22 protein-coding genes and 1 pseudogene are annotated in these 24,592 nt (G+C 67.7%); 20 read left to right on the forward strand and 3 right to left on the reverse strand.

Features of this window, described 5'->3' with window-relative positions; all coding sequences use genetic code 11:
• The 20 genes and pseudogenes from BT264_RS35195 to BT264_RS35295 all read left to right on the forward strand — a co-directional run.
• Window positions 1-1,274 (forward strand): amidohydrolase family protein (locus BT264_RS35195; protein WP_072467067.1); only part of this gene is annotated, 1,274 nt, incomplete at its 5' end.
• Window position 1,275: 1 nt separating this feature from the next.
• On the forward strand, window positions 1,276-1,722 hold the full coding sequence (locus BT264_RS35200; protein ID WP_072445194.1) for a DoxX family protein: 447 nt from the start codon (window positions 1,276-1,278) through the stop codon (window positions 1,720-1,722).
• A gap of 78 nt (window positions 1,723-1,800) precedes the next feature.
• A pseudogene (locus BT264_RS40295) lies at window positions 1,801-2,212 on the forward strand (glyoxalase); the annotation flags it as partial.
• Window positions 2,213-2,630: 418 nt separating this feature from the next.
• Window positions 2,631-3,491 (forward strand): transporter substrate-binding domain-containing protein, encoded by an 861-nt coding sequence (locus BT264_RS35215; RefSeq protein ID WP_072445216.1) that lies wholly within the window; start codon window positions 2,631-2,633, stop codon window positions 3,489-3,491.
• A 107-nt stretch (window positions 3,492-3,598) separates the two neighbouring features.
• A complete protein-coding gene (locus BT264_RS35220) occupies window positions 3,599-4,321 on the forward strand; it encodes an ABC transporter permease (protein WP_072445197.1) in 723 nt (240 codons plus the stop codon).
• Between the two features lie 12 nt (window positions 4,322-4,333).
• A complete protein-coding gene (locus BT264_RS35225; RefSeq protein ID WP_072445198.1) occupies window positions 4,334-5,080 on the forward strand; it encodes an ABC transporter permease in 747 nt (248 codons plus the stop codon).
• A gap of 27 nt (window positions 5,081-5,107) precedes the next feature.
• A complete protein-coding gene (locus BT264_RS35230; protein ID WP_072445199.1) occupies window positions 5,108-5,899 on the forward strand; it encodes an ABC transporter ATP-binding protein in 792 nt (263 codons plus the stop codon).
• Between the two features lie 7 nt (window positions 5,900-5,906).
• Entirely contained in the window at window positions 5,907-7,400 is a 1,494-nt protein-coding gene (hutH, locus tag BT264_RS35235) for an HAL/PAL/TAL family ammonia-lyase (protein ID WP_072445200.1), read from the forward strand.
• 70 nt (window positions 7,401-7,470) lie between these two features.
• Window positions 7,471-8,226, forward strand: a complete 756-nt coding sequence (gene hutC / locus BT264_RS35240; RefSeq protein WP_072445201.1) for a histidine utilization repressor — start codon at window positions 7,471-7,473, stop codon at window positions 8,224-8,226.
• Between the two features lie 153 nt (window positions 8,227-8,379).
• Window positions 8,380-8,562 (forward strand): hypothetical protein, encoded by a 183-nt coding sequence (locus BT264_RS39705; RefSeq protein WP_218173367.1) that lies wholly within the window; start codon window positions 8,380-8,382, stop codon window positions 8,560-8,562.
• Window positions 8,563-8,843: 281 nt separating this feature from the next.
• Window positions 8,844-9,935 (forward strand): triacylglycerol lipase, encoded by a 1,092-nt coding sequence (locus BT264_RS35250; RefSeq protein WP_072445217.1) that lies wholly within the window; start codon window positions 8,844-8,846, stop codon window positions 9,933-9,935.
• Between the two features lie 3 nt (window positions 9,936-9,938).
• Window positions 9,939-10,982 carry a lipase secretion chaperone gene (locus BT264_RS35255; protein ID WP_072445202.1) on the forward strand — a complete coding sequence of 348 codons (1,044 nt, stop codon included), beginning with the start codon at window positions 9,939-9,941 and terminating at the stop codon, window positions 10,980-10,982.
• 461 nt (window positions 10,983-11,443) lie between these two features.
• Window positions 11,444-12,928, forward strand: coding sequence for an MFS transporter (locus BT264_RS35260; protein ID WP_072445203.1), 1,485 nt, complete (start codon window positions 11,444-11,446; stop codon window positions 12,926-12,928).
• A gap of 9 nt (window positions 12,929-12,937) precedes the next feature.
• Window positions 12,938-13,525, forward strand: a complete 588-nt coding sequence (locus BT264_RS35265) for a hydrolase (RefSeq protein ID WP_072445204.1) — start codon at window positions 12,938-12,940, stop codon at window positions 13,523-13,525.
• 57 nt (window positions 13,526-13,582) lie between these two features.
• A complete protein-coding gene (locus BT264_RS35270) occupies window positions 13,583-14,746 on the forward strand; it encodes a quinone oxidoreductase family protein (protein ID WP_072445218.1) in 1,164 nt (387 codons plus the stop codon).
• Between the two features lie 102 nt (window positions 14,747-14,848).
• Window positions 14,849-16,087 carry a CaiB/BaiF CoA transferase family protein gene (locus BT264_RS35275; RefSeq protein ID WP_083534356.1) on the forward strand — a complete coding sequence of 413 codons (1,239 nt, stop codon included), beginning with the start codon at window positions 14,849-14,851 and terminating at the stop codon, window positions 16,085-16,087.
• A complete protein-coding gene (locus BT264_RS35280) occupies window positions 16,084-16,956 on the forward strand; it encodes an HpcH/HpaI aldolase/citrate lyase family protein (protein WP_072445206.1) in 873 nt (290 codons plus the stop codon). Before BT264_RS35275 ends, BT264_RS35280 begins: the two co-directional genes overlap by 4 nt.
• The gene (locus BT264_RS35285) at window positions 16,953-18,446 is read left to right on the forward strand and encodes an MmgE/PrpD family protein (protein ID WP_072445207.1); all 1,494 of its coding nucleotides are present in this window, start codon (window positions 16,953-16,955) and stop codon (window positions 18,444-18,446) included. The genes BT264_RS35280 and BT264_RS35285 overlap by 4 nt, the downstream gene beginning before the upstream one ends.
• Window positions 18,443-19,462 carry a cyclase family protein gene (locus tag BT264_RS35290; protein WP_072445208.1) on the forward strand — a complete coding sequence of 340 codons (1,020 nt, stop codon included), beginning with the start codon at window positions 18,443-18,445 and terminating at the stop codon, window positions 19,460-19,462. Before BT264_RS35285 ends, BT264_RS35290 begins: the two co-directional genes overlap by 4 nt.
• A 291-nt stretch (window positions 19,463-19,753) precedes the next feature.
• Window positions 19,754-20,683: a LysR family transcriptional regulator gene (locus tag BT264_RS35295; RefSeq protein ID WP_072445219.1), complete on the forward strand. Its 930-nt coding sequence runs from the start codon at window positions 19,754-19,756 to the stop codon at window positions 20,681-20,683.
• Window positions 20,684-20,704: 21 nt separating this feature from the next.
• Here the strand turns inward: BT264_RS35295 and BT264_RS35300 are convergent, their stop codons facing one another.
• The 3 genes from BT264_RS35300 to BT264_RS35310 form a co-directional block, all read right to left on the reverse strand.
• Window positions 20,705-22,183 carry an MmgE/PrpD family protein gene (locus tag BT264_RS35300; protein WP_072445209.1) on the reverse strand — a complete coding sequence of 493 codons (1,479 nt, stop codon included), beginning with the start codon at window positions 22,181-22,183 and terminating at the stop codon, window positions 20,705-20,707.
• 45 nt (window positions 22,184-22,228) lie between these two features.
• Window positions 22,229-23,311, reverse strand: a complete 1,083-nt coding sequence (locus BT264_RS35305) for a porin (protein ID WP_072445210.1) — start codon at window positions 23,309-23,311, stop codon at window positions 22,229-22,231.
• 193 nt (window positions 23,312-23,504) lie between these two features.
• Window positions 23,505-24,407, reverse strand: a complete 903-nt coding sequence (locus BT264_RS35310) for an HpcH/HpaI aldolase/citrate lyase family protein (RefSeq protein ID WP_072445211.1) — start codon at window positions 24,405-24,407, stop codon at window positions 23,505-23,507.
• Window positions 24,408-24,592 lie beyond the last annotated feature (185 nt).

A 24,592-nucleotide genomic window follows, 5' to 3' on the forward strand; every position in this document is an offset into this window, starting at 1 on the left:
GGCCGAAGCTGCCGTTCGAATACCAGTACAACTCGACGCGCCACTTCATGCGCGAACTGAACCGTCTCGGCGTGACGGGCGTGATCGATGCGGGCGGCGGTTCGCAGAATTATCCCGACGATTACGAAGTGATCCGCAAGCTGCACGACGCGGGCGAGATGACGATCCGGATCGCGTACAACCTGTTCACGCAGAAGCCGAACGCCGAGAAGGAAGACTTCGTGAACTGGACCAAGAGCGTCAAGTATCACGACGGCACCGACTATTTCCGCAACAACGGCGCGGGCGAGATGCTGGTGTTCTCGGCGGCCGACTTCGAGGATTTCCGCGTCGCGCGCCCGGACCTGCCGGCGCAGATGGAGGACGATCTCGAAGGCGTCGTGCGCGTGCTCGCACAGAACCGCTGGCCGTGGCGCATGCATGCGACCTACGACGAAACGATCGACCGCGCACTCGACGTGTTCGAGAAGGTCAACAAGGACATCCCGCTCGAAGGCCTGAACTGGTTCTTCGATCACGCGGAAACCATTACCGAAAAATCGATGGACCGTATTGCGGCGCTGGGCGGCGGCATCGCGGTGCAGCACCGGATGGCGTACCAGGGCGAATACTTCGTCGAGCGTTATGGCGCACAGGCGGCCGAAGCGACGCCGCCCGTCGCGAAGATGCTCTCGAAGGGCATCAAGGTGTCGGCCGGCACCGACGCGACGCGCGTTGCGTCGTACAACCCGTGGGTGTCGCTCGCGTGGCTCGTGACGGGCAAGACGGTCGGCGGGCTGCGCATGTATCCGCAGCGTAACCTGCTCGATCGCGAGACCGCGCTGCGGATGTGGACCGAATACGTGACCTGGTTCTCGAACGAGGAAGGGAAGAAAGGGCGTGTAGCGGTCGGGCAACTCGCCGACCTGGTGGTCCCGGATCGCGATTTCTTCGCATGCGCGGAGGACGATATCGCGGGCACGACCGCGTTGCTGACGGTGGTCGGCGGCAAGATCGTATGGGGCGCGGGGCCGTTCGCGTCGCACGACGCGCCGATTCCGCCCGCGATGCCGGACTGGTCGCCGGTGCGCGAGTACGGCGGCTACGGCGGCTGGGGCGCGACCCAGCGCAACGGCGCACCGCTGCAGCGTGCGGCGGCCGCCGCGATGTGCGGCTGCGCGAGTGCGTGCAACGTGCACGCCCATGCGCATGCGAGCGCGTGGGGCAGTGCATTGCCGACGTCGGACGCGAAGGGCTTCTGGGGCGCGTTCGGTTGTTCCTGCTGGGCGATCTGACATGTCGACGACAATCGGCCGGTACAGCCCAGGGTGGATTCGCGTCCTGCTGGCGCAGCCGTGGGTCGGCGCGCTGGTGCGGCTTGCGCTGGTTTCCGCTTTCCTGATCGGAGGCGTCGACAAGGCACTGCACTTCGACGATGCGATCGCGGAGCAGGCGCATTTCGGTCTGCATCCGCCCGCGTTCTGGGCTGCACTGGCGGTTGTGGTCGAGATCGGCGGTTCGCTGTGCGTGGTATTTCGCCGGTTCACCTGGATTGGCGCGGGTGGACTCGGCGTGCTGACCGTCGTCGCGATGCTGGTGGCGAACGACTTCTGGAACCGCACGGGCGTAGCGCGCTTCATGGCGCTCAACAGCTTCTTCGAGCACCTGGGGCTGATCGCCGCGCTCGTCCTCGTCACCATGCTTGGCGATGTTCGAAGCGGGGAAGGGCACAGCCGCGCCTGATCGTTTGTCCGGCAGGTTGAAACAGGAAGGAAATTCAACCGCGGAGAACGTTCGCACTGAACTGCATTGCTTGCGCTGATGCTGGCGGACGGCTTCGCTGCCGCTCCCGCTTCGTTCGCAACGCCTCCCGGACCTGCCGCTACGCATGCACGTGCGCTCGCGGCAGGTCTGCAATACGACACGATGCTCGTGTCAGTCGCCCCCGGCGATTTCAACCGTTTCACCGACAGCTTTGTCGCGAGGTCTGGCGGCAGCAAGTCGAATCAGGTGTCCTCCAGGTGACGCCGACACCCGGTCGGCCCCTGTCTTAGCTCGTCCTCACGCCGTCCGGCACGCTTTCCTCGTTCTGCTTCAAGAACCGATCCGCTGGCCGCCCGCAGCGGCGCGCACGGGCTATCTCGTGGCCGACATCGAAACGTTCATGAAGGTGGCGCGCGAGCATGGCGCGGATGGGGGGGGCGTCGACATGTTCCCCGATCCGATCGGTCGCGCTCGCGTCGACTTCCGGAGAGCGCGAACGCGCGGCCATACCAGGCGCGCGCGATGTCGACGCGCGGCCCGGAATACTCGATCGAGCATCGACCGGATATCCAATCCTCAGACCTTATTCCGGTCAGTCCGACCTGCCTGTCTCCGCGCGTCGAATGGTCGGCACCCAGGCGATCGAATTCAAAATTTGTCTAGTCATCCTTGGGATTTGTCCACGTCCGCTGCACCAAATTCGTGCCCGGATTCCCCGCGATGACGCGCGCTGGAGCCCCGTATTTAGGGGATTTCCCGCGTTTACGCGGTTTTTTTTGATCAGCGCTTGTCCCGCGGTTTTTCTTCTTGCATGCTTGTATAGACAAATTCCTGAGGCGGCTTGAATGACCGAGGGGATGACGAACTTCAACGCAAGGAGAAATCTCGTGAACGGCAAGCGCATCAAGTGGGCAATCAGGACGATCGGCGTCATCGCGGCTGCAGCGGCAACGCTTGCCGCGCCGGTTCAGGCAAAGGAATGGAAGACGGTGACGGTGGCGCTCGAAGGCGGCTACGCACCGTGGAACCTCACGCTGCCGGGCGGCAAGCTCGGCGGCTTCGAACCGGAACTGCTCGCCAACGTGTGCGGCCGGATCAAGATCCAGTGCAACATGGTCGCGCAGGACTGGGACGGGATGATTCCCGGCCTGCAGGCCGGCAAGTTCGATGTCCTGATGGATGCGATCTCGATCACGCCGGAGCGCGAGAAGATCCTGCTGTTCTCGCGCCCCTATGCGGCCACGCCGGCGACGTTCGCCGTCACCGACACGAAGATCCTGCCGAAGGCCGCGCCCGGCGCACCGGCCGTCAAGCTGACCGGCGACGCGAACGCCGACAAGCCGACCGTCGACGCGCTGCGCAAGCAGTTGAAGGGCAAGACGATCGGCATCCAGTCGGGCACCGTCTATACGAAATTCATCAACGACAGCTTCAAGGACATCGCGTCGATCCGCGTGTACAAGACCTCGCCCGAGCGCGATCTCGACCTCGTCGCCGGGCGCATCGATGCGTCGTTCGACGACGTCACGTACTACGCGGCGAACACCGAGAAGAAGGAAAACGCGTCGATCGTGCTCGCGGGCCCGAAGCTCGGCGGGCCGATCTGGGGGCCGGGCGAAGGTCTCGCGTTCCGCAAGCAGGATCCCGACCTGAAGACCAAGTTCGATGCGGCGATCGGCGCGGCACTCGCGGACGGCACCGTGAAGAAGCTTGCCGACAAGTGGTTCAAGACCGACGTCACGCCGTAAGCGCGCGTCCGGCCGCCGCCGCGTAGTTGACGTCACGACGCAACGACACGGCGACGCGCGGCGGCGCGCATCCTGCAGATTCACTCAACGCATGCCGGGAGACACGCATGGCGATTCTTGAAATGCTCGGCTTCGGAACCGAAGGCTGGGGCGGCGTGTTGCTGCTCGCCGCACTGATGACGGTCGCGCTGACGCTCGCCGCGCTCGCGGTCGGCGCGGTGATCGGCGCCGCGATCGCGGCCGCGAAACTGTCGCGCCACCGCAGCGCCCGCCTGCTCGGCGATCTCTACACGACGGTGTTTCGCGGCGTGCCCGAACTGCTCGTCATCTACCTGTTCTATTTCGGCGGCTCGACGCTCGTCACGACCATCGGCCAGTGGTTCGGCGCGGAAGGCTTCATCGGCGTGCCGCCGTTCGTGATCGGCGCGCTGGCGGTCGGCATGATCTCGGGCGCGTATCAGGCGGAGGTGTACCGCGCGGCCGTGCTGGCCGTGTCGAAGGGCGAGCTCGAAGCGGCGCGCTCGATCGGCATGCCGCGCGGCATGGTGCTGCGCCGCATCCTGATTCCGCAGGTGCTGCGCTTCGCGCTGCCCGGCATCGGCAACGTGTGGCAACTGAGCCTGAAGGATTCGGCGCTGATCTCGGTCACCGGGCTCGCCGAGCTGCTGCGCACGAGCCAGATCGCCGCGAACTCGACGCACCAGTACTTCGTGTTCTTCGTCGCGGGCGGCGCGCTCTACCTCGTGATGACGGGCCTGTCGAACCGCGTGTTCAACCGGGCGGAAGCGATCGTCGGCCGCTCGTTCCGCCGCAATTTCGCGCGCAACTGACGGAGAGCACGCATGTCCATCGATTTCGACTTCCTCATCGACACGCTGCGCCAGCTGCTCGCGGCCGTGCCGACCACGCTCGGCCTGTTCTTCGCGTCGCTCGTGCTTGGCGGCCTGCTGTCGCTCGTGATCGTCACGATGCGCGTGTCGCCGCGCTGGCTGCCGAACCGCTTCGCGCGCGCGTACATCCTGGTGTTTCGCGGTTCGCCGCTGCTGATCCAGATGTTTCTCGTGTACTACGGGCTCGGCCAGTTCGGCGTGATTCGCGAGAGCTTCATGTGGCCGCTGCTGCGCGAACCGTATGCGTGCGCGGTGCTGTCGCTGGCGTTGTGCACGGCCGGCTATACGGCCGAGATCGTGCGCGGCGGGCTGATGGCCGTGCCGGTCGGGCAGATCGAGGCCGGTTATTCGATCGGCCTGTCGGGCTTCGCGCTGCTGCGGCGCGTGATCGGCCCGATCGCGTTGCGCCAGTGCCTGCCCGCGTATTCGACCGAAGCCGTGCTGCTCGTCAAGTCGACCGCGCTGGCCAGCCTCGTCACGGTGTGGGAAGTGACGGGCGTCGCGCAGCAGATCATCCAGCAGACCTACCGCACGACCGAGGTGTTCGTGTGCGCGGCCCTCATCTACCTCGGCCTGAACTTCATCGTCGTACGCGTGCTCGGCGCGCTCGAATGGCGGCTGTCGGCCCACCTGCGCGCGCCGAAGCCGGCCGGCACGCCCGCCGCGGCGGCGCGCAATGCCCGGCGCGTCGCGCCCTGAGCGTATCCATCCTTCCCGGAGAATCCGATGAACACCGCTGCTCCCGTTGCCCTGTCGGTCAGGAACATCCACAAGTCGTTCGGCGATCACCATGTGCTGAAGGGCATTTCGCTCGATGCGCACGAGGGCGACGTGATCTCGATCCTCGGCGCGAGCGGCTCGGGCAAGAGCACGTTCCTGCGCTGCCTGAACCTGCTCGAGACGCCCGACGACGGCACCGTCGCGCTCGCGGGCGAGGAACTGAAGATGAAGCGCACGCGCGACGGCAAGCTCCATCCGGGCGACCGGCGTCAGGTCGACCGGATCCGTTCGCAGCTCGGCATGGTGTTCCAGAACTTCAACCTGTGGTCGCACATGACGGTGCTCGACAACCTCGTCGAAGGCCCGCTGCGCGTGCAGAAGCGCAGCCGCTCGGAAGCGGTCGAGGAAGCCGAGGCGCTGCTCGCGCGCGTCGGCCTCGCGGACAAGCGCGGCTACTATCCGGCGCACCTGTCGGGCGGCCAGCAGCAGCGCGTCGCGATTGCGCGTGCACTTGCGATGCATCCGAAGGTGATGCTGTTCGACGAACCGACGTCGGCACTCGATCCGGAACTGGTCGGCGAGGTGCTGCGCGTGATGCGCTCGCTCGCGGAGGAAGGGCGCACGATGCTGGTCGTCACGCACGAGATGGGTTTTGCGCGGCACGTGTCGAACCGCGTGATGTTCCTGCATCAGGGCGAAGTCGATTCGGACGGCACGCCCGGCGATCTGTTCGGCGGCCAGTGCTCGGAGCGCTTCCGGCAGTTCGTGTCGAGCCATCACGACCGTTCCGCGAACTGAGGCTGCCATGACCGTATTCCGTTCGGCAAGGCCGCTCGACTGGCGGCAGGTCGCGACAGTGGCAGCCGGCGAGCCGCTCGCGCTGGCCGACGATGCGCGCGTACGCGTCGTCGCGGCGCGCGAGCTCGTCGACGAAATCGTCGCGCGCGGCATCCGCGCATATGGCGTCAATACGGGCGTCGGCGCGCTGTGCGACGTGATCGTGTCGCCGGCGCAGCAGAGCACGTTGTCGCGCAACATCCTGATGAGCCATGCGGTCGGCGTGGGCGCACCGCTCGGCGCGCCGGAAACGCGCGCGATCGTCGCGGCGGCGATCAACAACTACGCGCACGGGCATTCGGGCGTGCGCGCCGACGTCGTCGACCAGCTCGTCGCGTTGCTGGAACACGATTGCCTGCCGGAAGTGCCGGCGCACGGCTCGGTCGGCTATCTGACCCATATGGCGCACGTCGCGCTGGTCTGCATCGGCCATGGCCATGCGCGCCACCGCGGTGAGCGGATTCGCGGCGACGAGGCGTTGCGCCGCATCGGCCGCGCGCCGCTCGTGCTCGGCGCGAAGGAAGGGCTGAGTCTCGTCAACGGCACGCCGTGCGTGACGGGGCTGGCCGCGCTCGCGCTCGCGCGCGCGGAGCGGCTGCTCGACTGGGCCGACTGGGTGGCGGCGACGAGCTTCGAGAACCTCGGCGGGCAGCTCGCCGCCTTCGATCCGGCGTCGCTTGCGTTGCGGATTTCGCCCGGCATCGGGCACGTCGGCGCGCGGTTGCGTGCGCTGCTTGCCGACAGCGGGATGCTCGCGGCGGCAAGCGGCCGGCATACGCAGGATCCGCTCAGCCTGCGCACGATTCCGCACGTGCACGGTGCGGCGCGCGACGTGTTCGACGTGACGGCGGAGGTGGTCGATCGCGAACTGGCGTCGGTGACCGACAATCCGATCGTGGCCGGCACGCGCGACGCGCCGACCGTCCATTCGCAGGCGCATGCGGTCGGCGCGGGCATCGCGCTGGCGATGGACAGCCTCGCGGCGGCGATGGCACAGGTCGCGGCAATCGCCGAACGGCGTCTCGACCGGCTCGTCAATCCGCTCGTGAGCGGGCTGCCGGCGTTTCTCGCGACGCCTGGCGGCACCTGTTCGGGCTTCATGATCGCGCAGTACACGGCGGTCGCGCTCGTTGCGCAGAACCAGCGGCTCGCGGCGCCGGCGAGCCTCGACGGCGGCATCACGTCGGGCCTGCAGGAAGATCACTTGTGCCATGCGACGCCGGCGGCGCTGAAAGCGCTCGACATCATCGAGAACACGACGCGCGTGCTGGCGATCGAGCTGCTGGCCGCCGCACAGGCCTACGATCTGCAGGCGGACGGTGCATCGCGGGCCGCACCCACCGACGCGCTGTGGCGGCATGTGCGCGAACGCGTGCCGGTGTACCGGGACGATCGACCGCTCGCGGACGACATCGCGATCGCCGCCGGCATCGTCGCGAGCGTGCCGCCGCCCGTGATGTAACGGCCGGAGGCCGGCCGCCGAGCGACGCGACGGCTGGCGGACGATCCATCATTCATTCGATCGAGGGCGCATGAACGAAACGCAACGACAACTTGCCGGCCGGCTGGCGGGCGCACCGGGCGACGGCGTGCCGGCGCGCGCATTGCCGGCCTACCAGCAGATCAAGCGCTACGTCGTCGAGCGGATCGCGAACGGCGACTGGAAGCCCGGCGGCGCGATTCCGACCGAGGCCGAACTGGTCAAGGAATTCGGCGTCGCGCGGATGACGGTGTCGCGCGCACTGCGCGAGCTGACCGCCGAGCGCGTGCTGACCCGGATCCAGGGCGCGGGCACGTTCGTCGAACGGCGGCATTACGAATCGACGGTGCTGGAAATCCGCAACATCGCGGACGAGATCGCGGAGCGCGGCCACCGGCACAGCGCGCGCGTATTGCTGATCGAAAGCAGCGACGATCAGGAGGCGGTCGAAGCGCTCGGGCTGCGTTCGGGACCCGTGTTCCATTCGCGCATCGTGCATTACGAGGAAGACGAGCCGATCCAGTTCGAGGATCGCTACGTCAATCCGGCGCTGTTTCCCGCGTATCTGGAACAGGACTTCACGATCGAGACGCCGAATCACTACATGGTGCGGCTCGCGCCGATCCAGCGTGCGGAGTTCCGGATCTACGCGGAGAAACCCAATGCGCAGGTGCGCCGGCATCTCGTGATGGAAATCGGCGAGCCGTGTCTGTTGTTGAGCCGCCGCACGTGGGTCGGCGAGCACATCGCAACGTCGGTGCGGTTGTGGCATCCGGCGTCGCGGTTTCATCTGGCGGGGCGGGTGTAGGGAGCGTTGATTCATCCCGGAACTCGGCGTTGAAACTTTCGTCCACGCCGGCGCCGTTCAGCCAGGGCTTGCCCGGCTCGTCGAGTGCCATCTCCATGCCGTTGCGCGCGCCCATCTCAGGGCACATGCCGCCGGCATCTTCTTCAGCCCTGCGTGCTTCTGCTCGAGTTGCTTGAGCCGCTTCACGTCGTCCGCCGCCAGGCCGCCGAAACGCTGCCGCCGGTTCCAAAAATTCCAGGGCAGGTCACCCGGGCGAGATTGATCCGTTTGATGCGCGTCGGCGCTCAGCCGCAACAGCCGGGATCGCAAGACATCGAGGAAGAGCGATGGATTTAGCGGTTGACGCACCCGTTGTCAACTGACTGGAGGGCCCTGTCTAACCGTCTGCGCAGTCTTGTTTAACGTGATTCACTTCGCCTGCCGGTGCGAAAACGTTCGTTTGTGTTCGTTTTTATTCGTTTTCGGGCGTCGGTGTGTGTCGCGCCAAGCCGTCGAGGCCGGTATGGCCGACATCCCGCGCCCGGGCGACGCTTCAGTGCCGGAAGCGTCGCTGCATCGGCGAATCTCGCGTCCTCATCCTCAAGCAACCGACATGCACGTAAAAAATGGAGAACAAGATGAGCAGATCGATACGAGCGAAGACAGCGGCGGCCGTGGTCGCATTCGCAATGAACGCGGCTCCCGCCGCGAGTGTTGGAACCATTCTGTCGCTGGCCGGCGCGCAGGCCGCTTCCGCCGCGACGACCGCCGTCGACGATTATGCGGCGACCCGGTACCCGATCATTCTCGTGCACGGGCTGACCGGCACCGACAAGTATGGCGGCGTCGTCGAGTACTGGTATCACATTCCGGCGGATCTGCAGGCGCACGGCGCGAAGGTATACGTTGCCAATCTGTCCGGCTATCAGGGCGACGATGGCCCGAACGGGCGCGGCGAGCAATTGCTTGCATACGTGAAGCAGGTCCTCGCGGCGACCGGCGCGCAGAAAGTGAATCTGATCGGCCATAGCCAGGGCGGTCTGACGTCGCGTTATGTTGCGTCTGTTGCGCCGGAACTGGTCGCATCGGTGACGACGATCAGCACGCCGCACTGGGGTTCGCAATTCGCGGACTTCGTCCAGCAACTGTTGCAGGCGGATCCGACCGGCCTGTCGTCGGCCGTGCTCGGCGCGTTCGCGAACGCGCTCGGCACGTTGACGAGCAGCAACTTCAATACGAACCAGAATGCGATCCAGGCGCTGTCGGTGCTGACGACGGCGAAGGCCGCCGAATACAACCGGAAATTTCCGAGCGCGGGTCTCGGTGCGCCGGGCTCGTGTCGGGCGGGCGCGTCGACCGAGACGGTCGATGGCAACACGCACCTGCTTTATTCGTGGGGCGGCACGGCGATCCAGCCGACAACGACGGTGGCCGGCGTGACGGGTGCCGTCGATACGAGCGTGAGCGGGGCCACCGATCCGGCGAACGTGCTCGATCCGGCCACGCTCGCGCTGTTCGGCAGCGGCACGGTGATGATCAATCGCGGCTCCGGTCCGAACGACGGCGTCGTATCGCAATGCAGCGCGCTGTTCGGCCAGGTGCTCGGCACGTATCACTGGGATCACACCGATGCGATCAACCAGATTCTCGGCGTGCTTGGCGCGAATGTGGAGGATCCGGTTGCGGCGATCCGCACGCACGCGAACCGGCTGAAAACGCAAGGCGTGTAAGCGATGACAGGTAGCAAGAGCGGCATCGCGCGACGCGTCGCGCTTTACGGGGCAGCGGGCGTCGTTGCGGCCGGCGCGCTCTGGTATGGGCTCGACGCCCGGAAGACGCGCGACGCCGGCATGTCCGGCGTCGCGCCTGCCGGGGCCGTGTCGTCCGCGTCGGCGGGCGGCACGGCGGCGAGCACCGTGCCCGGTTTCGGCGCAAGCGGGCTGCCCCCGGCACTCGCCGGCTCGACTGCGCCGCGCCTGCCGCTCGATGCGCACGGCCATCTCGCAAAGGTCGTGGCCGTGCGCGGCTTCTTCGACTATTTCCTGACCGCGCAAAACCAGTTGCGCGCCGCGGAACTCGATGCGCTCGTCGCGCGCGCGGTTGCCGCGCAGCTCGACGGCACGGTTGCGCAACGCGAGGCGCTCGACGTCTGGCAGCGCTACCGCGCGTATTTCGCCGAACTCGCGAAGCTGCCGGGCGGCGGCGCCGTGGACAACAAGCTCGACCTCCCGGCACTGCAGCTCGCGCTCGACCGGCGCGCGGCGATCGCGAGCCGCACGCTTGGCGACTGGAGCGAGCCGTTCGTCGGCGCCGAGCAGACGCTGCAGCGTGACGATCTCGCACGATTGAAGATCGTCCGCGATCCGTCGCTGACCGAGGACCAGAAGGCGGCAGGTCTTGCCGCGCTCGAGCAGCAACTGCCGCCCGATCGGCGCGCCGGGCTGGAGCGCCAGAAGGAGCAGGACAACGCGATCGCGCAAATCGACCACGTGCAGAAATCAAACGCGACGCCCGATGAAATGCGCGCGCAGCTCGCGCAAACGCTCGGGCCGGAGGCTGCCGAGCGAGTCGTGAAGATGCAGCAGGCGGACAACGCGTGGCGTGCGAAGTACAACGAATATGCGGCGCAGCGCGCGCAGATCGATGCGCAGAACCTGTCGACACAGGATCGCGATGTGCAGATCGCGCAGTTGCGGCAGCGCTACTTTACGGAGCCGGGGGAGGCGCTGCGTGCGGCGTCGCTCGATCACGGCAGCGTGTCGACGCGCACGCAATAGATCGGAGCGCGATCGAGCGGATCGTCGTATATCGAGCGATTTCCGCAACGCGTTGTCGATAACGGTCGACAGCGCGTGGTTTATCGGTACTTCAGCGCGGTCAAGACGAGCCTCATTGCAGAACCGGCATGCCGCTCTAGAGCCCTCGCTCTGAATCCCCATTGCACTGCCGCATGAAACAGTCGCCGGCCGATGGAAGCGCACGGCGCAAATAATTTCGTACGCACTCGGCAAGATCCGCCGCGCTCCCGGGATATGCCCGTCCGCCAAGGGACACGGTTTGTTTGCCGATGTCATTCCCGGCTAGCCGGGGCCGCTTTCGAGCATTCGGCTCGCGATCTGCATTCAAGCGACGAATGTGTGCATCGCAACAATCCATTTCATTCACGGCAATCGTAACGGTAAGGTGAACGCACGTTCGAATTTGATCGGGCGATGCGAATTCACCACGTGACGACGCCATGAAAACGAATCACGATCGACCTGCGCAAGCCACATCCTCGTCCCCGGGCGGCAATGGGCGCGCGACGGGCCTGCGCCTGCCGGGCAGGCTGGTGGGACCGATCGTGCTGGGCACGCTGCTCAATGCGCTGAACTCGTCGATGATCGCGGTCGCGCTCGTCAGCATCCAGCAGGCGTTCAACCCGCAGGGTGCCGCGCATGAACGCATCGACACGATGTGGCTCGTGTCGGGCCTCTATCTCGCGACGGCGGTCGGCCAGCCGACGATGGGGCGTCTCGCCGACCGGTTCGGCGCGAAGCGGATCTTCTGCATCGGCCTCGCGATCGTATTGATCGTGTCCGCGCTCGCGCCGTTCGCGCCGTCGCTCGGGTGGCTGATCGCGTCGCGCGTCGCGCTCGGCATCGGCACGTCCGCCGCGTATCCGGCCGGCATGGCGATGATCCGCACGTGGTCGCAGCGGCACGCGAACGGCGCGACGCCGACGGGCGGCCTCGGCGCGATCTCGGTCGCGGCGCAGGTGGCCGTCGCGTTCGGGCCGCCGCTCGGCGGCGCGCTCGTGCAGTTCGCCGGCTGGCGCGCGATCTTCTGGATCAACGTGCCGATCGTGCTGCTGGCCTTCGTGCTCGCGTGGCTGTGGATTCCGGCCGACGTCGTCCCGCGCGGCGCGCGGCAACGCCGTACGCTGCGGGGCACGCTGAAGGAGCTGGACCTGCCGGGCGTCGTGCTGTTCGTCCTGACGCTCACGAGCCTGCTGCTGTTCCTGCAATCGGTGTCGCGCGAGCCCGACTGGCTGCTGCTCGTCGCGACGCTGGTGCTGTGCCCGTTGCTGGTCCGGCGCGAGCGGCTGGCCGCGACGCCGCTGATCGACATCCGCATGCTGAGCGACAACCGCGCGCTCACGAGCACGTACCTGCGCTGCGTCGGCACCTACGCGGTGTTCTACGCGATCTTCTATGCGCTGCCGATATGGCTGCAGGAAGCCAAGCGCCTGTCCGCCGCCGACGCCGGCCTCGTGATGCTGCCGATCGCCGCGGTCGGCACGCTGGCGACGATGCTCGCGACCCGCGTCGCGCACCGTCACGGCTCGCGGCCGGTGCTGATCATCGGCTCCGCGATGCTGTGCATCGGCAGCGTCGTGATGAGCCTCCTCACCAGCGCGATGCCGGTCTGGTCGATCGTGCTGCTGTCGATCGTGTTCGGCGTGCCGAACGGCTTCAACAATCTCGGCAACCAGGCGGCGCTCTACCAGAGCGCGCCGCACGACCGGATCGGCACGGCCTCGGGGCTGTACCGCACCGCGCAGTATGTCGGCGGCAGCTTGTCGTTTGCGCTCGTCGGGCTGGCGCTCGGCCATCCGGCGAGCGATCGCGGCCTGCGCGAGCTGGCCATCGTCCTGGCGGTCGTCAGCGTGCTGCTGCTGCTCAACGCGGCATCGAGCCGGCACCTGGATGCCGCCGCTTCTTCCATCTCCCAACAGAAGTGAGGTTTCACCATGTCCATTCCGACGCTCAATCGCACGGTCGCGCTGGTCGCAATCGATCTGCAGAACGGCATCGTGTCGCTGCCGGTCGTGCCCTACACCGGCGCGCAGGTCGTGGCGAAGACGGTCGAGCTCGCGACCGCGTTCCGCGCGCTGCAGCTGCCCGTCATCTACGTGCACACGAGCTATCAGCCGGACGGCGGCGTGGCGCTGAAGGTCAGGACGGATGCGCCGTCGGCGCCGCCGAATCTCGATCCCGAATGGAGCGCGTTCGCGCCGGCGCTCGGCGTGGGGCCGTCGGACATCGTCGTGACGAAGCACCAGTGGGGCGCGTTCACCGGCACCGACCTCGACGTGCAGCTGCGCCGGCGCGGCATCACGGACATCGTGCTGACCGGGATCGCGACCAACATCGGCGTCGAATCGACGGCGCGCCAGGCATACGAGAACAACTACAACGTCGTCGTCGTCAGCGACGCGGTCAGCACGTCGTCCACCGACGCGCAGCACTTCGCGCTGACGCAGATCTTCCCGAAGCTCGGGCAGGTCGCCGCGACGGCCGACGTGGAGGCGGCACTGGAGCAGGCGTATTCGCGCTGAACGAAGCGGCGTGTTCGGCGTGCACATTCATACAGAGTCATTTACCGAGGCATGACGATGATCAAGACCGATGCATGGGTTCTCTACGCAGGACCGGAACCGAGCAGGAAGCAGGCGCCCGTGGCGGGCGAGCTGCGTCGCGAGACCTTCGAATTCTCCGATCTGGAAGCCGACGAGGTGCTGGTCGAGCCGCTGTACGGATCGTGGGAAGCGAACCTCGACCACGCGCTGTCGCGCAATCCGGTCGACATCTGCCGGCAGCGCCGCGAGGACAAGATCGTGCTCGGCAACGGTGCGCTGGTGCGCATCGTCGAGCGCGGCAGCGGCGTGAAGACGCTGAAGGAAGGCGAGATCTGCATGGTGATGCCGTTCGGCAAGCGCGACGAATACGGGTTCGCCGAGCTCGTCTATGCGTACGACGCGCCGGGCACGATCGGCGTGATGGCGCAGCGGACCAAGATGCGCGCCGACAACCTCGTGGCGGTGCCGACCGACAGCCGGCATTCGCTGCTGCAATGGGCGACGTACGGCCGCTACTTCACCGCGTGGGACAACTGGAAGGTGGCGTCGGCGTGCTGGCGCTCGCAGCTGCCGGACGTCGATCCGGCCGACTATCTGGTGTTCGGCTGGGGCGGCGGCACGACGCTCGCCGAGCTGCAGCTCGCGAAGCGCGAGGGTTTTCGCGTCGCGATGACGGCGAGCAACGACCGGCGCCTCGAGGAGCTCGCGAAGCTCGGCATCACGCCGGTCGATCGCCGCAAGTTCCCGAATCTCGCGTATGACGACGAGCGCTACAAGACCGATCCCGAGTACCAGGCGAGCTATCGCGAGTCGGAGCGCGTGTTCGCGGAGACGATCGCGGAACTGAGCGGCGGCCGCGGCGTCGCGATCTTCCTCGACAACCTTGGCGGCGCGTTGTATCGCGCGACGATGCGCGTGGTCGGCCGCACCGGCATCGTCACGACGGTCGGCTGGAAGACCGGGATGCGCCTGTGGAACCTGCGCGCGACGGAATGCATCAACCGCCGCCTGCACATCCACACGCATGCGTGGCGCTACGACGACAGCATCACGATCCGCGACTTCCAGGAAACGAGCGGCTGGATCGGCCAGGAGCCGACCGAGATCTTCGATTTCGACGAGGTGCCGAAGCTTGCGTCCGACTACCTGAACGGGAAGATCCAGACGTATTTCCCGATCTACCGGATCAATGCCGTCTGAGCGGCAGGTCGCGCGCCGTGTCCGCATCGCTGCACGACGATTAGTCATGCAGACGATGTCGGCGCACGACGCGCCGTGCAATCCATCTGACTGGAGAACGGCATGGCCACTGTGGAAATCGGGGATGTCGACGCCGGCGCGGCGTCGGACGCCTCCAGACCGGCGCCGCTCGACGGCATTCGCGTGATCGACGCCGCGACGCTGTTCGCGGGCCCGCTCGCGGCGACGATGCTCGCGGACTACGGCGCCGACGTGATCAAGGTCGAGCATCCGGACGGCGATCCGGCGCGCAAGTACGGCGCGCGCCGCGACGACGTGCCGTTGTGGTGGAAGGTGCTCGCGCGCAACAAGCGGGCGGTCACGCTGAATCTCGGCACGGCCGACGGCCAGCGGATCTTCCGCGAGCTGGCGGCGCAGGCGGACGTGGTCGTCGAGAATTTCCGGCCCGGCACGCTCGAACGCTGGGGGCTCGGCTACGACGTGCTGTCCGCGCTCAACCCGCGGCTCGTGCTCGTGCGGGTGACGGGCTTCGGCCAGTTCGGCCCGTATGCGAGCCGCCCGGGCTTCGGCACGCTGGCCGAGGCGATGAGCGGGCTCGCGTCGATCACCGGCGAGGCGGACGGGCCGCCGCTGCTGCCGTCGTTCCCGCTCGCCGACACGGTCGCGGGGCTGACCGCCGCGTTCGCGATCATGACCGCGCTGAAGGCGCGCGAGCGCACCGGGCGCGGCCAGGTCGTCGATCTCGCGATCATCGAGACGATGCTCGCGGCGATGGGCGCGCAGGTCGCGAGCTACGACCAGACGGGCCGGGTGCCCGAGCGCACCGGCAATCGTTCGCCGAACAATTCGCCGCGCGGCGTTTACCGCACGTCGGACGGCAAGTGGGTCGCGCTGTCGACGTCGGCGCACAGCATCGCCGAGCGCGTGATGCGTCTCGTCGGCCGCGCGGACCTGATCGACGAACCGTGGTTCGCGAACGGCGCCGAGCGCGCGAAGCATGCGGACGAGCTGGATGCGGCGGTCGGCGGCTGGATCGGGCAGCGCACGCGCGACGACGTGATCGCCGAATTCGAGCGCGCGCAGGCGGCGGTCGCGCCGATCTACGACGTTGCCGACGTGCTGCGCGATCCGCAGTACGCGGCGCTCGGCTCGATCGTGTCGGTGCCCGACGCGGAGCTCGGCGCGTTCCGCACGCACAACGTGCCGTTCCGGCTGTCCGACACGCCCGGCGCGATCCGCTGGGGCGGGCCTGCGCGCGGCACGCACAACGACGAAGTATTCGGCGCATTGGGACTGGAGCGGCGCGAGATCGCCGATTTGACCGAACGGGGCATTCTATGAAAACCAGCGCAACTTACCGCAGTTACCTCTACGTGCCCGCGCACAAGGCGCAGGTGGTCGAGAAGGCGTATGCAAGCGAAGCCGACGCCGTCGTGCTCGACCTCGAGGATGCCGTGCCGGCCAGCCACAAGGCCGAAGCACGCGAGGCGGCCGCCGCGATTCTCGCGGAAGGTCCGCCGAAGCCGACGTACGTGCGGATCAACCCGATCGGCAGCCCGTGGTGCCGCGACGACGTCGACGCGATCGCGCAGCCCGCGCTGCAGGCGCTGCGCCTGCCGAAATGCGACCTGCCGCAGCATATCCAGGAAGTGGCGGGCTGGCTCGACGCGCTCGGCTGCGAGGCGGGCATCCAGATCCTGATCGAGTCGGCGTATGGCGTCGAGACGGCTTACCAGCTCGCGACCGCGTCGCCGCGGCTCGATCGGATCGGGCTCGGTGAGAGCGACCTGCGTGCGGACCTGCAGATCGGCGTCGACAACTTCACGCTCGAGGTGTGCCGCGCGCGCTGCGTGGTCGCGTCGCGTGCGGCGGGGCTGAACGGGCCGATCCAGACCGTCTATCACACGCTGCCCGATCTCGACGGGCTGAAGGAATCGACGCTGCGCGCGAAATCGATGGGGTTCGTCGGCCGCTTCGCGATTCATCCGTCGCAGCTTTCGGTGATCAACGAGGTGTTCACGCCGTCGGACGACGAGATCCGCGCGGCCGAGCGCGTGCTCGAGGCGGTCGATGCGGCGGCGGGCAAGGCCTCGGCGTCGTCGGTGTTCGTGCTGCCGGACGGCCGCGTGGTCGCGCCGCCGCTGATCGCCAACGCGCGCGTGACGCTCGCGCTCGCGAACAATCTTCGACTCAGTGGAGCACTGGCATGAGCACACCCGAGACGCTTTCCGCGCAGGCGGCGGCCGCCGATACGACTGCACCGAACCGGCCCGCGCCGCCCGACGGCATCGTCGGCGCGCTCGGCCGATTCGCGGCGGCGGTGCGCGCCGAAGGGCTGGATCGCAGGCTGCGCGTCGAGGCCGCCGCGCGCGTGCTCGACGTGCTCGGCAACAGCCTGATCGCGCACGACGAACCGGTCGCGCAGTCGGTGCTGCAGGTCGCGCGGCGCTGGGCCGGCACCGGTCCGGCGAGCGTGATCGGCGCGCCCGACCGGCTGCCGGCCGCGAGCGCCGCGCTCGTCAACGGCACGCTCGCGCATGCGATGGACTTCGACGATTCGCACATGCTGTCGGTGCTGCACCCGAGCGCGTCCGTGATTCCGGCCGCGCTCGCCGCCGCGCAGGCGAGCGGCGCGTCGGGCGCGGCGCTGCTCGATGCGATCACGGTCGGCACCGAGGTATGCATCCGGCTCGGGGTCGCCGCGTACAACGAGCGGCTCGGCAATTCGGTGTTCTTCGAGCGCGGCCAGCACGCGACGTCGATCTGCGGCACGGTCGGCGCGGCGGCGGCCGCGGCGATGCTGTTCGGGCTCGACGCCGCGCAGATCGCGGCGGCGCTCGGCATTGCCGCGAGCATGGGCGCGGGCCTGCTCGAAGCGAACCGCACCGGCGGCTCGGTGAAGCGGATCCACTGCGGCTGGGCGGCGCACGCGGGCGTGAGCGCGGCGGAACTGGCAGGCGCGGGCGTGACTGCGCCGCCGACCGCGCTCGAAGGCCGCTTCGGCTTCTTCCACGCGTGGTGCGGCGACCTCGCCGACGTCGACGCGGTGCTGCGCGACCTGGGCGACGAATGGGAGACGAGCCGGATCATCTTCAAGCCGTATCCGTGCAACCACTTCACGCATCCGGGCATCGACGCGGCGCTGCAACTGAAGGCCCAAGGCGTGACGGCGGACGACGTGGTGTCGGCCGAGCTGCGGGTCGCGACGTCGACGCTGCGCACGATCGGCGAGCCGGCGGAGCTGAAGGCGAATCCGCCGAACGGTTATGCGGCCGCGTTCTCGGGGCCGTACACGGTCGCGGCGGCGCTGCTCGGCGGCGGCGGGCTCGGCGTCTGGTTCGACGATTTCGGCGATGCGCTTGCGCAGGACCCCGCACGGCGCGCGCTGGCCGCGAAGGTGCGCTGCGTGGCCGATCCGTGGTGCGACGCACGCTTCCCGACTTTCCTGCCGGCCGTGCTGCGCGTCGAGCTGCGCGACGGGCAGGTGCGCGAGGCGCGGATCGAGTCGAGCAAGGGCACGAATTCGCGGCCGCTGACCGAACAGGAGCTCACCGCGAAATTCGTGCTGGCGGCGAGTTCGGCGCTCGGCACGGCGCGCGCGCTCGCACTGCGCGACGCGGTGCAGGCGCTCGCCGACGATGCGCCGCTCGACGCGCTTGCGGCGCTGACGTCAGGGTCTGAAGGAGGACACCGATCTTGAATGCACCCCGCTGGAAAAAGCGGCCGCCCGGCTCGAACTGGGGCGATTTCGGTCCCGACGACCAGAAGGGGCGGCTGAACTGGCTGACGCCGGACAAGGTGCGGCAGGGCGCAGCCGAGGTTCGGGAAGGGCTGTCGTTCTCGCTGAGCCTGCCGCTCGACGTGCCGCGCGGCGGCGGGCTGAACGCGCGGCGCCGGCCGCCGGCGATCATGCCGGCGCTGCTCGGCGGCAAGCCGTACTTCGGCTATCGCGCGGACGAACAGGTTGCGAACGCAACCGATGTGGTTTGCGACGATTCATTCTGCATGCACTCGCAGTTCTCGACGCAGTGGGACGGCCTGTCGCACGTGGGCGGCCTGTTCGATGCGGACGACGACGGCGTGCCTGAAATCGTGTTCTACAACGGCTTCCGGATGGGCGAGCATCTGCGGGTGCCGCAGGAAGGCGACGCGACGGGCGGCGCGCGCGCGCTCGGCATCGAGGTGATGGCGCAGACGGGCGTGCAGGGGCGCGGCGTGCTGATCGACCTGCGGCGTCATTTCGGCGACGCGCGCACGAAGGTCGGCTTCGCGCAGCTGATGCAGGTGATGGACGCGGACCGCGTGCAGGTCGAGCGCGGCGACATCGTCTGCCTTCACACCGGCTTCGCGGATCTGCTGCTGAACGACGACGGCGGATCGCCGGCGACGGTCGCGAGCGCGTGCGTGCTGGACAGCAGCGATGTGCGGCTGCTGCAATGGATCGACGAATCGGGGCTGGCCGCGCTCGTGGCCGACAACCACGCGATCGAGGAACGTCCGCAGCATGCGCAGCCGCTCGCGCAACCGGGCGCACTGATGCCGTTGCACGAGCTGTGCCTGTTCAAGCTCGGCATTCACCTCGGCGAGCTGTGGCACCTGACGCCGCTCGCGAACTGGCTGCATGCGCACCGCCGGAACCGGTTTCTGCTGACCGCGCCGCCGCTTCATATCCGCGGGCTGGTCGGCGCGCCGGTGAATCCAGTCGCGACCGTTTGAGCGTGTGGGCGGCCGTGGCGGCGGCCGCCCGCACATTTTTTGCAACGCGACCGGCTTGCGCAAAATGCGAATTAAATTGCCGATTGACAAGGTATTCAGAAGAATCGACGCGAAACGGGCAATTTAATTTAAAACCATAAATAATATCGACCGTTATCCAAAAAATATCGACAAGTCAAGATTGGACTATTCTTGTGCGTTGCACTAAATATCAGGGGATTGCTCCGATTGCGGAATTTCGAAATCGTGATCGGAGGCGGTGATTAACCTGTTTAGTGGATGGTCGCAAACATGAATCTACGTTCGATCGATTTGAACCTGCTGGTCATACTCGATGCGCTGCTGACGGAGAAACAGGTCACGCGGGCCGGCCAGAAGGTCGGCCTCACGCAGCCGGCCGTCAGCAACGCGCTGGCGCGGCTGCGGTTCGTGTTCAAGGACGAGATCCTCGCGCGCACCGCGGTCGGCATGGAATTGACACCGCGCGCGCAGGCGCTGGCCATGCCGATTCGACAAATCATGCAACAAATCGAGGAATTATTTGAATCGGATTATCAATTCAATCCTTTTACGTCCGAGCGCCATTTTACGGTGCGCATGTCGGATCTCACCGAATTGCTTTTGCTGCCGGCCCTGCTGCGCTGCATGCGCCTGACCAGCCCGAATATCGGCATGGACGTCGTGCACATGAGCGCCGCCAAGACCGCCGACGCGCTCGAGTCGGGGCTGCTCGACCTGGCGGTCAGCGCGGGCCTCGAACATTCGGGCACGCTGTCGTCGCAAACCGTGTTTCATGACCGGATGGTCTGCGTGATGAGCCGTAGCCATCCGGACGCGGGCAGGCCGCTGACGCTCGAACGGTTCCTCGCGCTCGACTTCCTCAACGTGACGATCAACCCGGTCGACCACAGCCTGGTCGACAACCTGCTCGCGAACATGAACTGCACGCGGCGCATCGCGCTCAACGTGCCGCACTGGCTCGTCGTGCCGAACATGCTGGATGCGCTGCCGTACGCGGTGATCATGTCGGAGCGGCATGCGGTGAGCCTCGACGATGCGCGGCTCGTGATCCGCGAGCTGCCGCTCGCGATGGAGCCCGTCGCGTGGTCGCTGTACTGGCACCGCCGCTATGACGGCAGCAACGCGCACGCGTGGCTGCGCGGCCGCATCGTCGAGGTCGCGGAAGCGCTCGAGCGGCACGGTGTCGCGGCGGAGGCTTAGCGTGAGCCGCCCCAGGGCCGTTCACACGGGTCGGCCGACGACGAGCAGCGGCGGCAGCGCGGCGATGTCGGGCTGCTCGTCGAGCCGCCACAGGTAATCGAGCGCCGCGCGGACCTGCGTCGGGCTCCAGTGCCGCCGGCAGTTCTTCGTGAACTTCGCGTCGTAGTCGTCGCGCCGCATCGGCCGAGTCGGCGAGCCGGGCAGGTCGTCCACCTGCTTCGTGCAGGTCGTGCCGTCTTCGCACACGGCCGTCACCCGGTTCGGCGCCTGCGCCGGATAGCGGGCGGTCAGCGCCGGGTCTTCGTGCACCGTGATCCGCTCGATCAGCGCGCGCAGCGCCGGATCGCGCAGCGCGTCGTGCCGGTAGCTCTCGGTCGTGATGTCGCCGTCGAGCATCGCACGCGCAACGATGTACGGCAGGCTGTGATCGGCGGTCTCGTGGGTCGACGGCGCCCATTTTTCGCGGTCGCGGCCGGCCGTCACGTAGCCCACTTCGGTCGTGTGGATCTCGATGCGCCGGATGCGGCGCAGGTCGCCGACCTGCGCGGCGACGTCGAGCGCGGCCGGAATCGCGGTTTGCGTGAGCCCTTGCGCGGGATAGAACTTCACGAAGCACTTGCCGATCCGGAACGCGCCGCCGCGCCCGCCGAATTCGCGCGTGTCGACGGCGAACGGCCCGGACACCTGCGGGAAAAAACCCGCCATGCCTTCGAAGATCGGTGACGGGCCGGTCAACCCGGCGCGCGCGAGCTGCGTCGAGAACACCGCGTTGCGCGCCGCGTCCGCATCGGCGAGCGCCTTCCAGTTAGACAGTTGCTGGACGCGCGTCTGGTTCAGCGCGAGATGGCTGTTGATCGACAGGTTCACCGCCTGCACCAGCTGCGGCGCGGGCATGCGCATCAGTTTGCCGGCGGCGAGCGCGACGGCGGGCAGGCTGTAGCACGTGTGGTCCCAGCCGCGCGGGCTGATCGCGGCGGCGTCCATCAGCCGGCACGCGATCTCGTACGCGATCGCGATCGACAGGATCAGGTCGCGGCCGGTCGCATGCTGTGCTTCGGCGACGGCGAGGCACGCGGACATGTTGTCGCTCGGATGGCCGGTCTCCTTGCCGGCGTACGCGTCGTTGAAATCGTAGTAGCGCAGCGCGGTGCCGGTCGCGAACGCGGCGAGATCGGGGCTCGTGCGCCGGTTCGTGCCGACGATCGTCGATACGCCGCCCGGCGATGCGAGCGCCGCATCGCGCGCGATCCGCACCGGGCGTTCGTCGTGCGCGGCGATCGCGCAGCCGAGCGCATCGATCAGGTGCGCCTTGATCGTCTCGATGGTCGCGGCGTCGAGGTCGCGATACTGCAGCCCGGCCGCGTAGTCGGCGAGCTGTTGCGCGAGATCCGGGCTGTCGGCGGTGATGCCGGCGGCCGGCAGCGCGCCGGCGCGGGCATGGGCGAGCGGCAGCGCGAGCGCGGCGCCGGTCAGCGTGGAAAGAAAGTGGCGGCGGTTCATGGTGCGATGACTCCGAAGGTTCCTGAAACTGGGGGAGAGGCGAGCTCAGAACAGCTTGCGCAGGCCGAGTGCGGCGCCCGCGCTGCCGGCGCGGTCGGCGGCCAGCGAGTAGTGGAGGAAGTTGTAGTTGTAATTGTCGAAATCGAGCGCGGCGCGGCGCGCGTAGCCGCCCGCCAGGTACAGCGTGACGGCTTTCGACAGGAAGTAGTTCAACTGCAGCGTGACCTGCTGCGGGTTGGCCGGGTGCGGCGCGGGCGTCTGCGCGTTCGGCGGATTCTGCGCACGGATGTCCTCGTAATAGAACGCGCCGATCGCCTGCAGGTAAGGCGTGATCATGTAGCGCACGCCGGCCCACCAGAACGTGTAGTTCGTCACGACCGACGGCGTGGCGACGCCGCTCTGGCCGTGCGTGACGCCGGCCAGCAGCTGCGCGCGGTCGACGGACACGATCGCGGCGGCGGCGTAGCGGCGGAAATGCGCGAAGCCGCCCGGCTGCGGCGTGTTGACGTTGTCGAACGCGGCGGCGAACGAGAAGGCGCCGCCGGCATAGTCGAAGCCGGCGCCGTAGGCGGCGTTCGACTGGAACGCGCCGGGTGTGCCGCCGAACGAATAGTGCGTTTCGAGCGTCAGCGAGCCGATCTTCGCCAGGTACTTGGCGACGTTGTTCTCGCGGAAGTTGACGCCGACGATCGCGCCGGCCGGCTCGTACAGCGTCGAGTACGCGCCCGTCGGCGAATAGCGTTCCATGACGTCGAACAGCGTCGAGTACTGGTGGCCGAGCCGCAGCGCGCCCCAGCGCTCGTGCTGCAGCCCGACCCACGCGGAGCGGTCGAAGCCGCCCGCGCCGGTGCCGGTGCCGTTGTTCAGGTTGATGCCGTTTTCGAGCCGGAACGCGGCCTGCCAGCCGCCGCCGAGTTCCTCGACGCCCTTCAGGCCCCAGCGCGAGCCGCTCTTGCCGCCCGACGCCATCCGCACGAGCGATGCCGACGACTTGTCGCCGGGCGCGGCCTGGTGGGTGAGGAATTCCGTATAGATGTCGGCCACGCCATACAGCGTGATCGTGCTCTGCGCGCAGGCGCCGGCCGATACGAGGCCCAGTCCGCACAGTGCGGACATCCGCTTGCCCATGGCTTGTCTCCTTCCAGGGTTTGTTATTTATTCGAATGCGGCGCCGCGCCGGTCGAGCGATGCGGCGGTGCTGCGGGGCGACGCTATCCGGGCCGGGCGGCGAACGGGCAGCGGAGCGGTGGAACGCACGCGTGCACCGCGCGACGCGCGCGTGCGCAGGGGTGAAGCACGGCGATGAAGGGCGGCGCGCGCATCACCGGGGTGCGCCGTCGGCACGTGCCTGCACGGCTGCGTGACGTGCGAGCACGCGCTTCGCGCGGGCGACGCCGGGCGCGTCGACCATCCTGCCGTCGACGCGCAACGCGCCGCGCCCGTTCGCGCGCGCGTCGTCGTAGGCGGCCAGCACGGCGTTCGCGTCGCGCACCGCGTCGTCGTCGGGCCGGAACGCGCGGTTGAGCGCGCCGACCTGCCGTGGATGGATGCAGGTCGCGCCCGCATAGCCGAGCTCCGCGGACGCGCGCGCGAGGCGCTCGAATGCGTCGAGATCGCGCAGTTCGTCGAGGCCGCCGATGAGGCCGAGCGGCAGGATGCCGGCGGCGCGCGCGGCGATGATCAGCAGCTGCTTCGGCACGCGCAGCACGTCGGCGCCCGCGCCGCTTTCGCAGTTCAGCGCGAAGTCGCCGCCGCCCAGCATCATCGCGACGACGCGCGGCGATGCCTGCGCGATCCGGTCCATCGACTGGAACGCGCGCGGCGTCTCGACGATCGCGACGATCCGCGTGCCGCCGGGCGGCACGCCGGTTTCCTCCTCGAGCGTGGCCAGCAGTTCGTCGATCGCCTCGACGTGCGAGCCGCCGCGCACCTTCGGCAGCACGACGCCGTCCACGCCGGCACGGACGGCCGCGCGCAGGTCGGGCACCAGCAGGTCGAGCGGGCCGTTGGCGCGCACCAGCACGTCGCGGCCCGGCGCGCGCAGCGCCGGCACGGTGTCGGCCAGCCCGTCGCGGGCGGCCTCCTTGCACGCGGGCGGGACGCTGTCCTCGAGATCGAGGATCAGTGCATCGGCGTCGCTCGCGGAGGCCGATGCGACGAAGCGGGGGACGTGAGCGGGGACGTACAGCAGCGAACGCCAGACGGGTTGAGGCGACGAATTCATCGTTGATCTCTAAAAATGAAAGTCACTTTCATTTTTGTGATGGATGATGGCATTCGTCAAGATTATCGTTAACGCCTAGTTTCAAAGGCGGTTGCAAGAAGATGAGCGACCGAAGCCGCGCGGATTCATGTTGATGTCATCGATGATCTGCGTATAATGAAAGTGACTTTCATTTTTCGGATGCC

The sequence above is a fragment of the Burkholderia sp. NFPP32 genome (assembly GCF_900119325.1).
Lineage (GTDB): Bacteria > Pseudomonadota > Gammaproteobacteria > Burkholderiales > Burkholderiaceae > Burkholderia > Burkholderia pyrrocinia_C.

Coding starts and splice junctions, on each gene's coding strand:
- BT264_RS35200 (WP_072445194.1), top strand. CDS start 1,276: ATGTCGACGACAATCGGCCGGTACAGCCCAGGGTGGATTCGCGTCCTG.
- BT264_RS35220 (WP_072445197.1), top strand. CDS start 3,599: ATGGCGATTCTTGAAATGCTCGGCTTCGGAACCGAAGGCTGGGGCGGC.
- BT264_RS35225 (WP_072445198.1), top strand. CDS start 4,334: ATGTCCATCGATTTCGACTTCCTCATCGACACGCTGCGCCAGCTGCTC.
- BT264_RS35230 (WP_072445199.1), top strand. CDS start 5,108: ATGAACACCGCTGCTCCCGTTGCCCTGTCGGTCAGGAACATCCACAAG.
- hutH (WP_072445200.1), top strand. CDS start 5,907: ATGACCGTATTCCGTTCGGCAAGGCCGCTCGACTGGCGGCAGGTCGCG.
- hutC (WP_072445201.1), top strand. CDS start 7,471: ATGAACGAAACGCAACGACAACTTGCCGGCCGGCTGGCGGGCGCACCG.
- BT264_RS35250 (WP_072445217.1), top strand. CDS start 8,844: ATGAGCAGATCGATACGAGCGAAGACAGCGGCGGCCGTGGTCGCATTC.
- BT264_RS35255 (WP_072445202.1), top strand. CDS start 9,939: ATGACAGGTAGCAAGAGCGGCATCGCGCGACGCGTCGCGCTTTACGGG.
- BT264_RS35260 (WP_072445203.1), top strand. CDS start 11,444: ATGAAAACGAATCACGATCGACCTGCGCAAGCCACATCCTCGTCCCCG.
- BT264_RS35265 (WP_072445204.1), top strand. CDS start 12,938: ATGTCCATTCCGACGCTCAATCGCACGGTCGCGCTGGTCGCAATCGAT.
- BT264_RS35270 (WP_072445218.1), top strand. CDS start 13,583: ATGATCAAGACCGATGCATGGGTTCTCTACGCAGGACCGGAACCGAGC.
- BT264_RS35275 (WP_083534356.1), top strand. CDS start 14,849: ATGGCCACTGTGGAAATCGGGGATGTCGACGCCGGCGCGGCGTCGGAC.
- BT264_RS35280 (WP_072445206.1), top strand. CDS start 16,084: ATGAAAACCAGCGCAACTTACCGCAGTTACCTCTACGTGCCCGCGCAC.
- BT264_RS35285 (WP_072445207.1), top strand. CDS start 16,953: ATGAGCACACCCGAGACGCTTTCCGCGCAGGCGGCGGCCGCCGATACG.
- BT264_RS35295 (WP_072445219.1), top strand. CDS start 19,754: ATGAATCTACGTTCGATCGATTTGAACCTGCTGGTCATACTCGATGCG.
- BT264_RS35300 (WP_072445209.1), bottom strand. CDS start 22,183: ATGAACCGCCGCCACTTTCTTTCCACGCTGACCGGCGCCGCGCTCGCG.
- BT264_RS35305 (WP_072445210.1), bottom strand. CDS start 23,311: ATGGGCAAGCGGATGTCCGCACTGTGCGGACTGGGCCTCGTATCGGCC.
- BT264_RS35310 (WP_072445211.1), bottom strand. CDS start 24,407: ATGAATTCGTCGCCTCAACCCGTCTGGCGTTCGCTGCTGTACGTCCCC.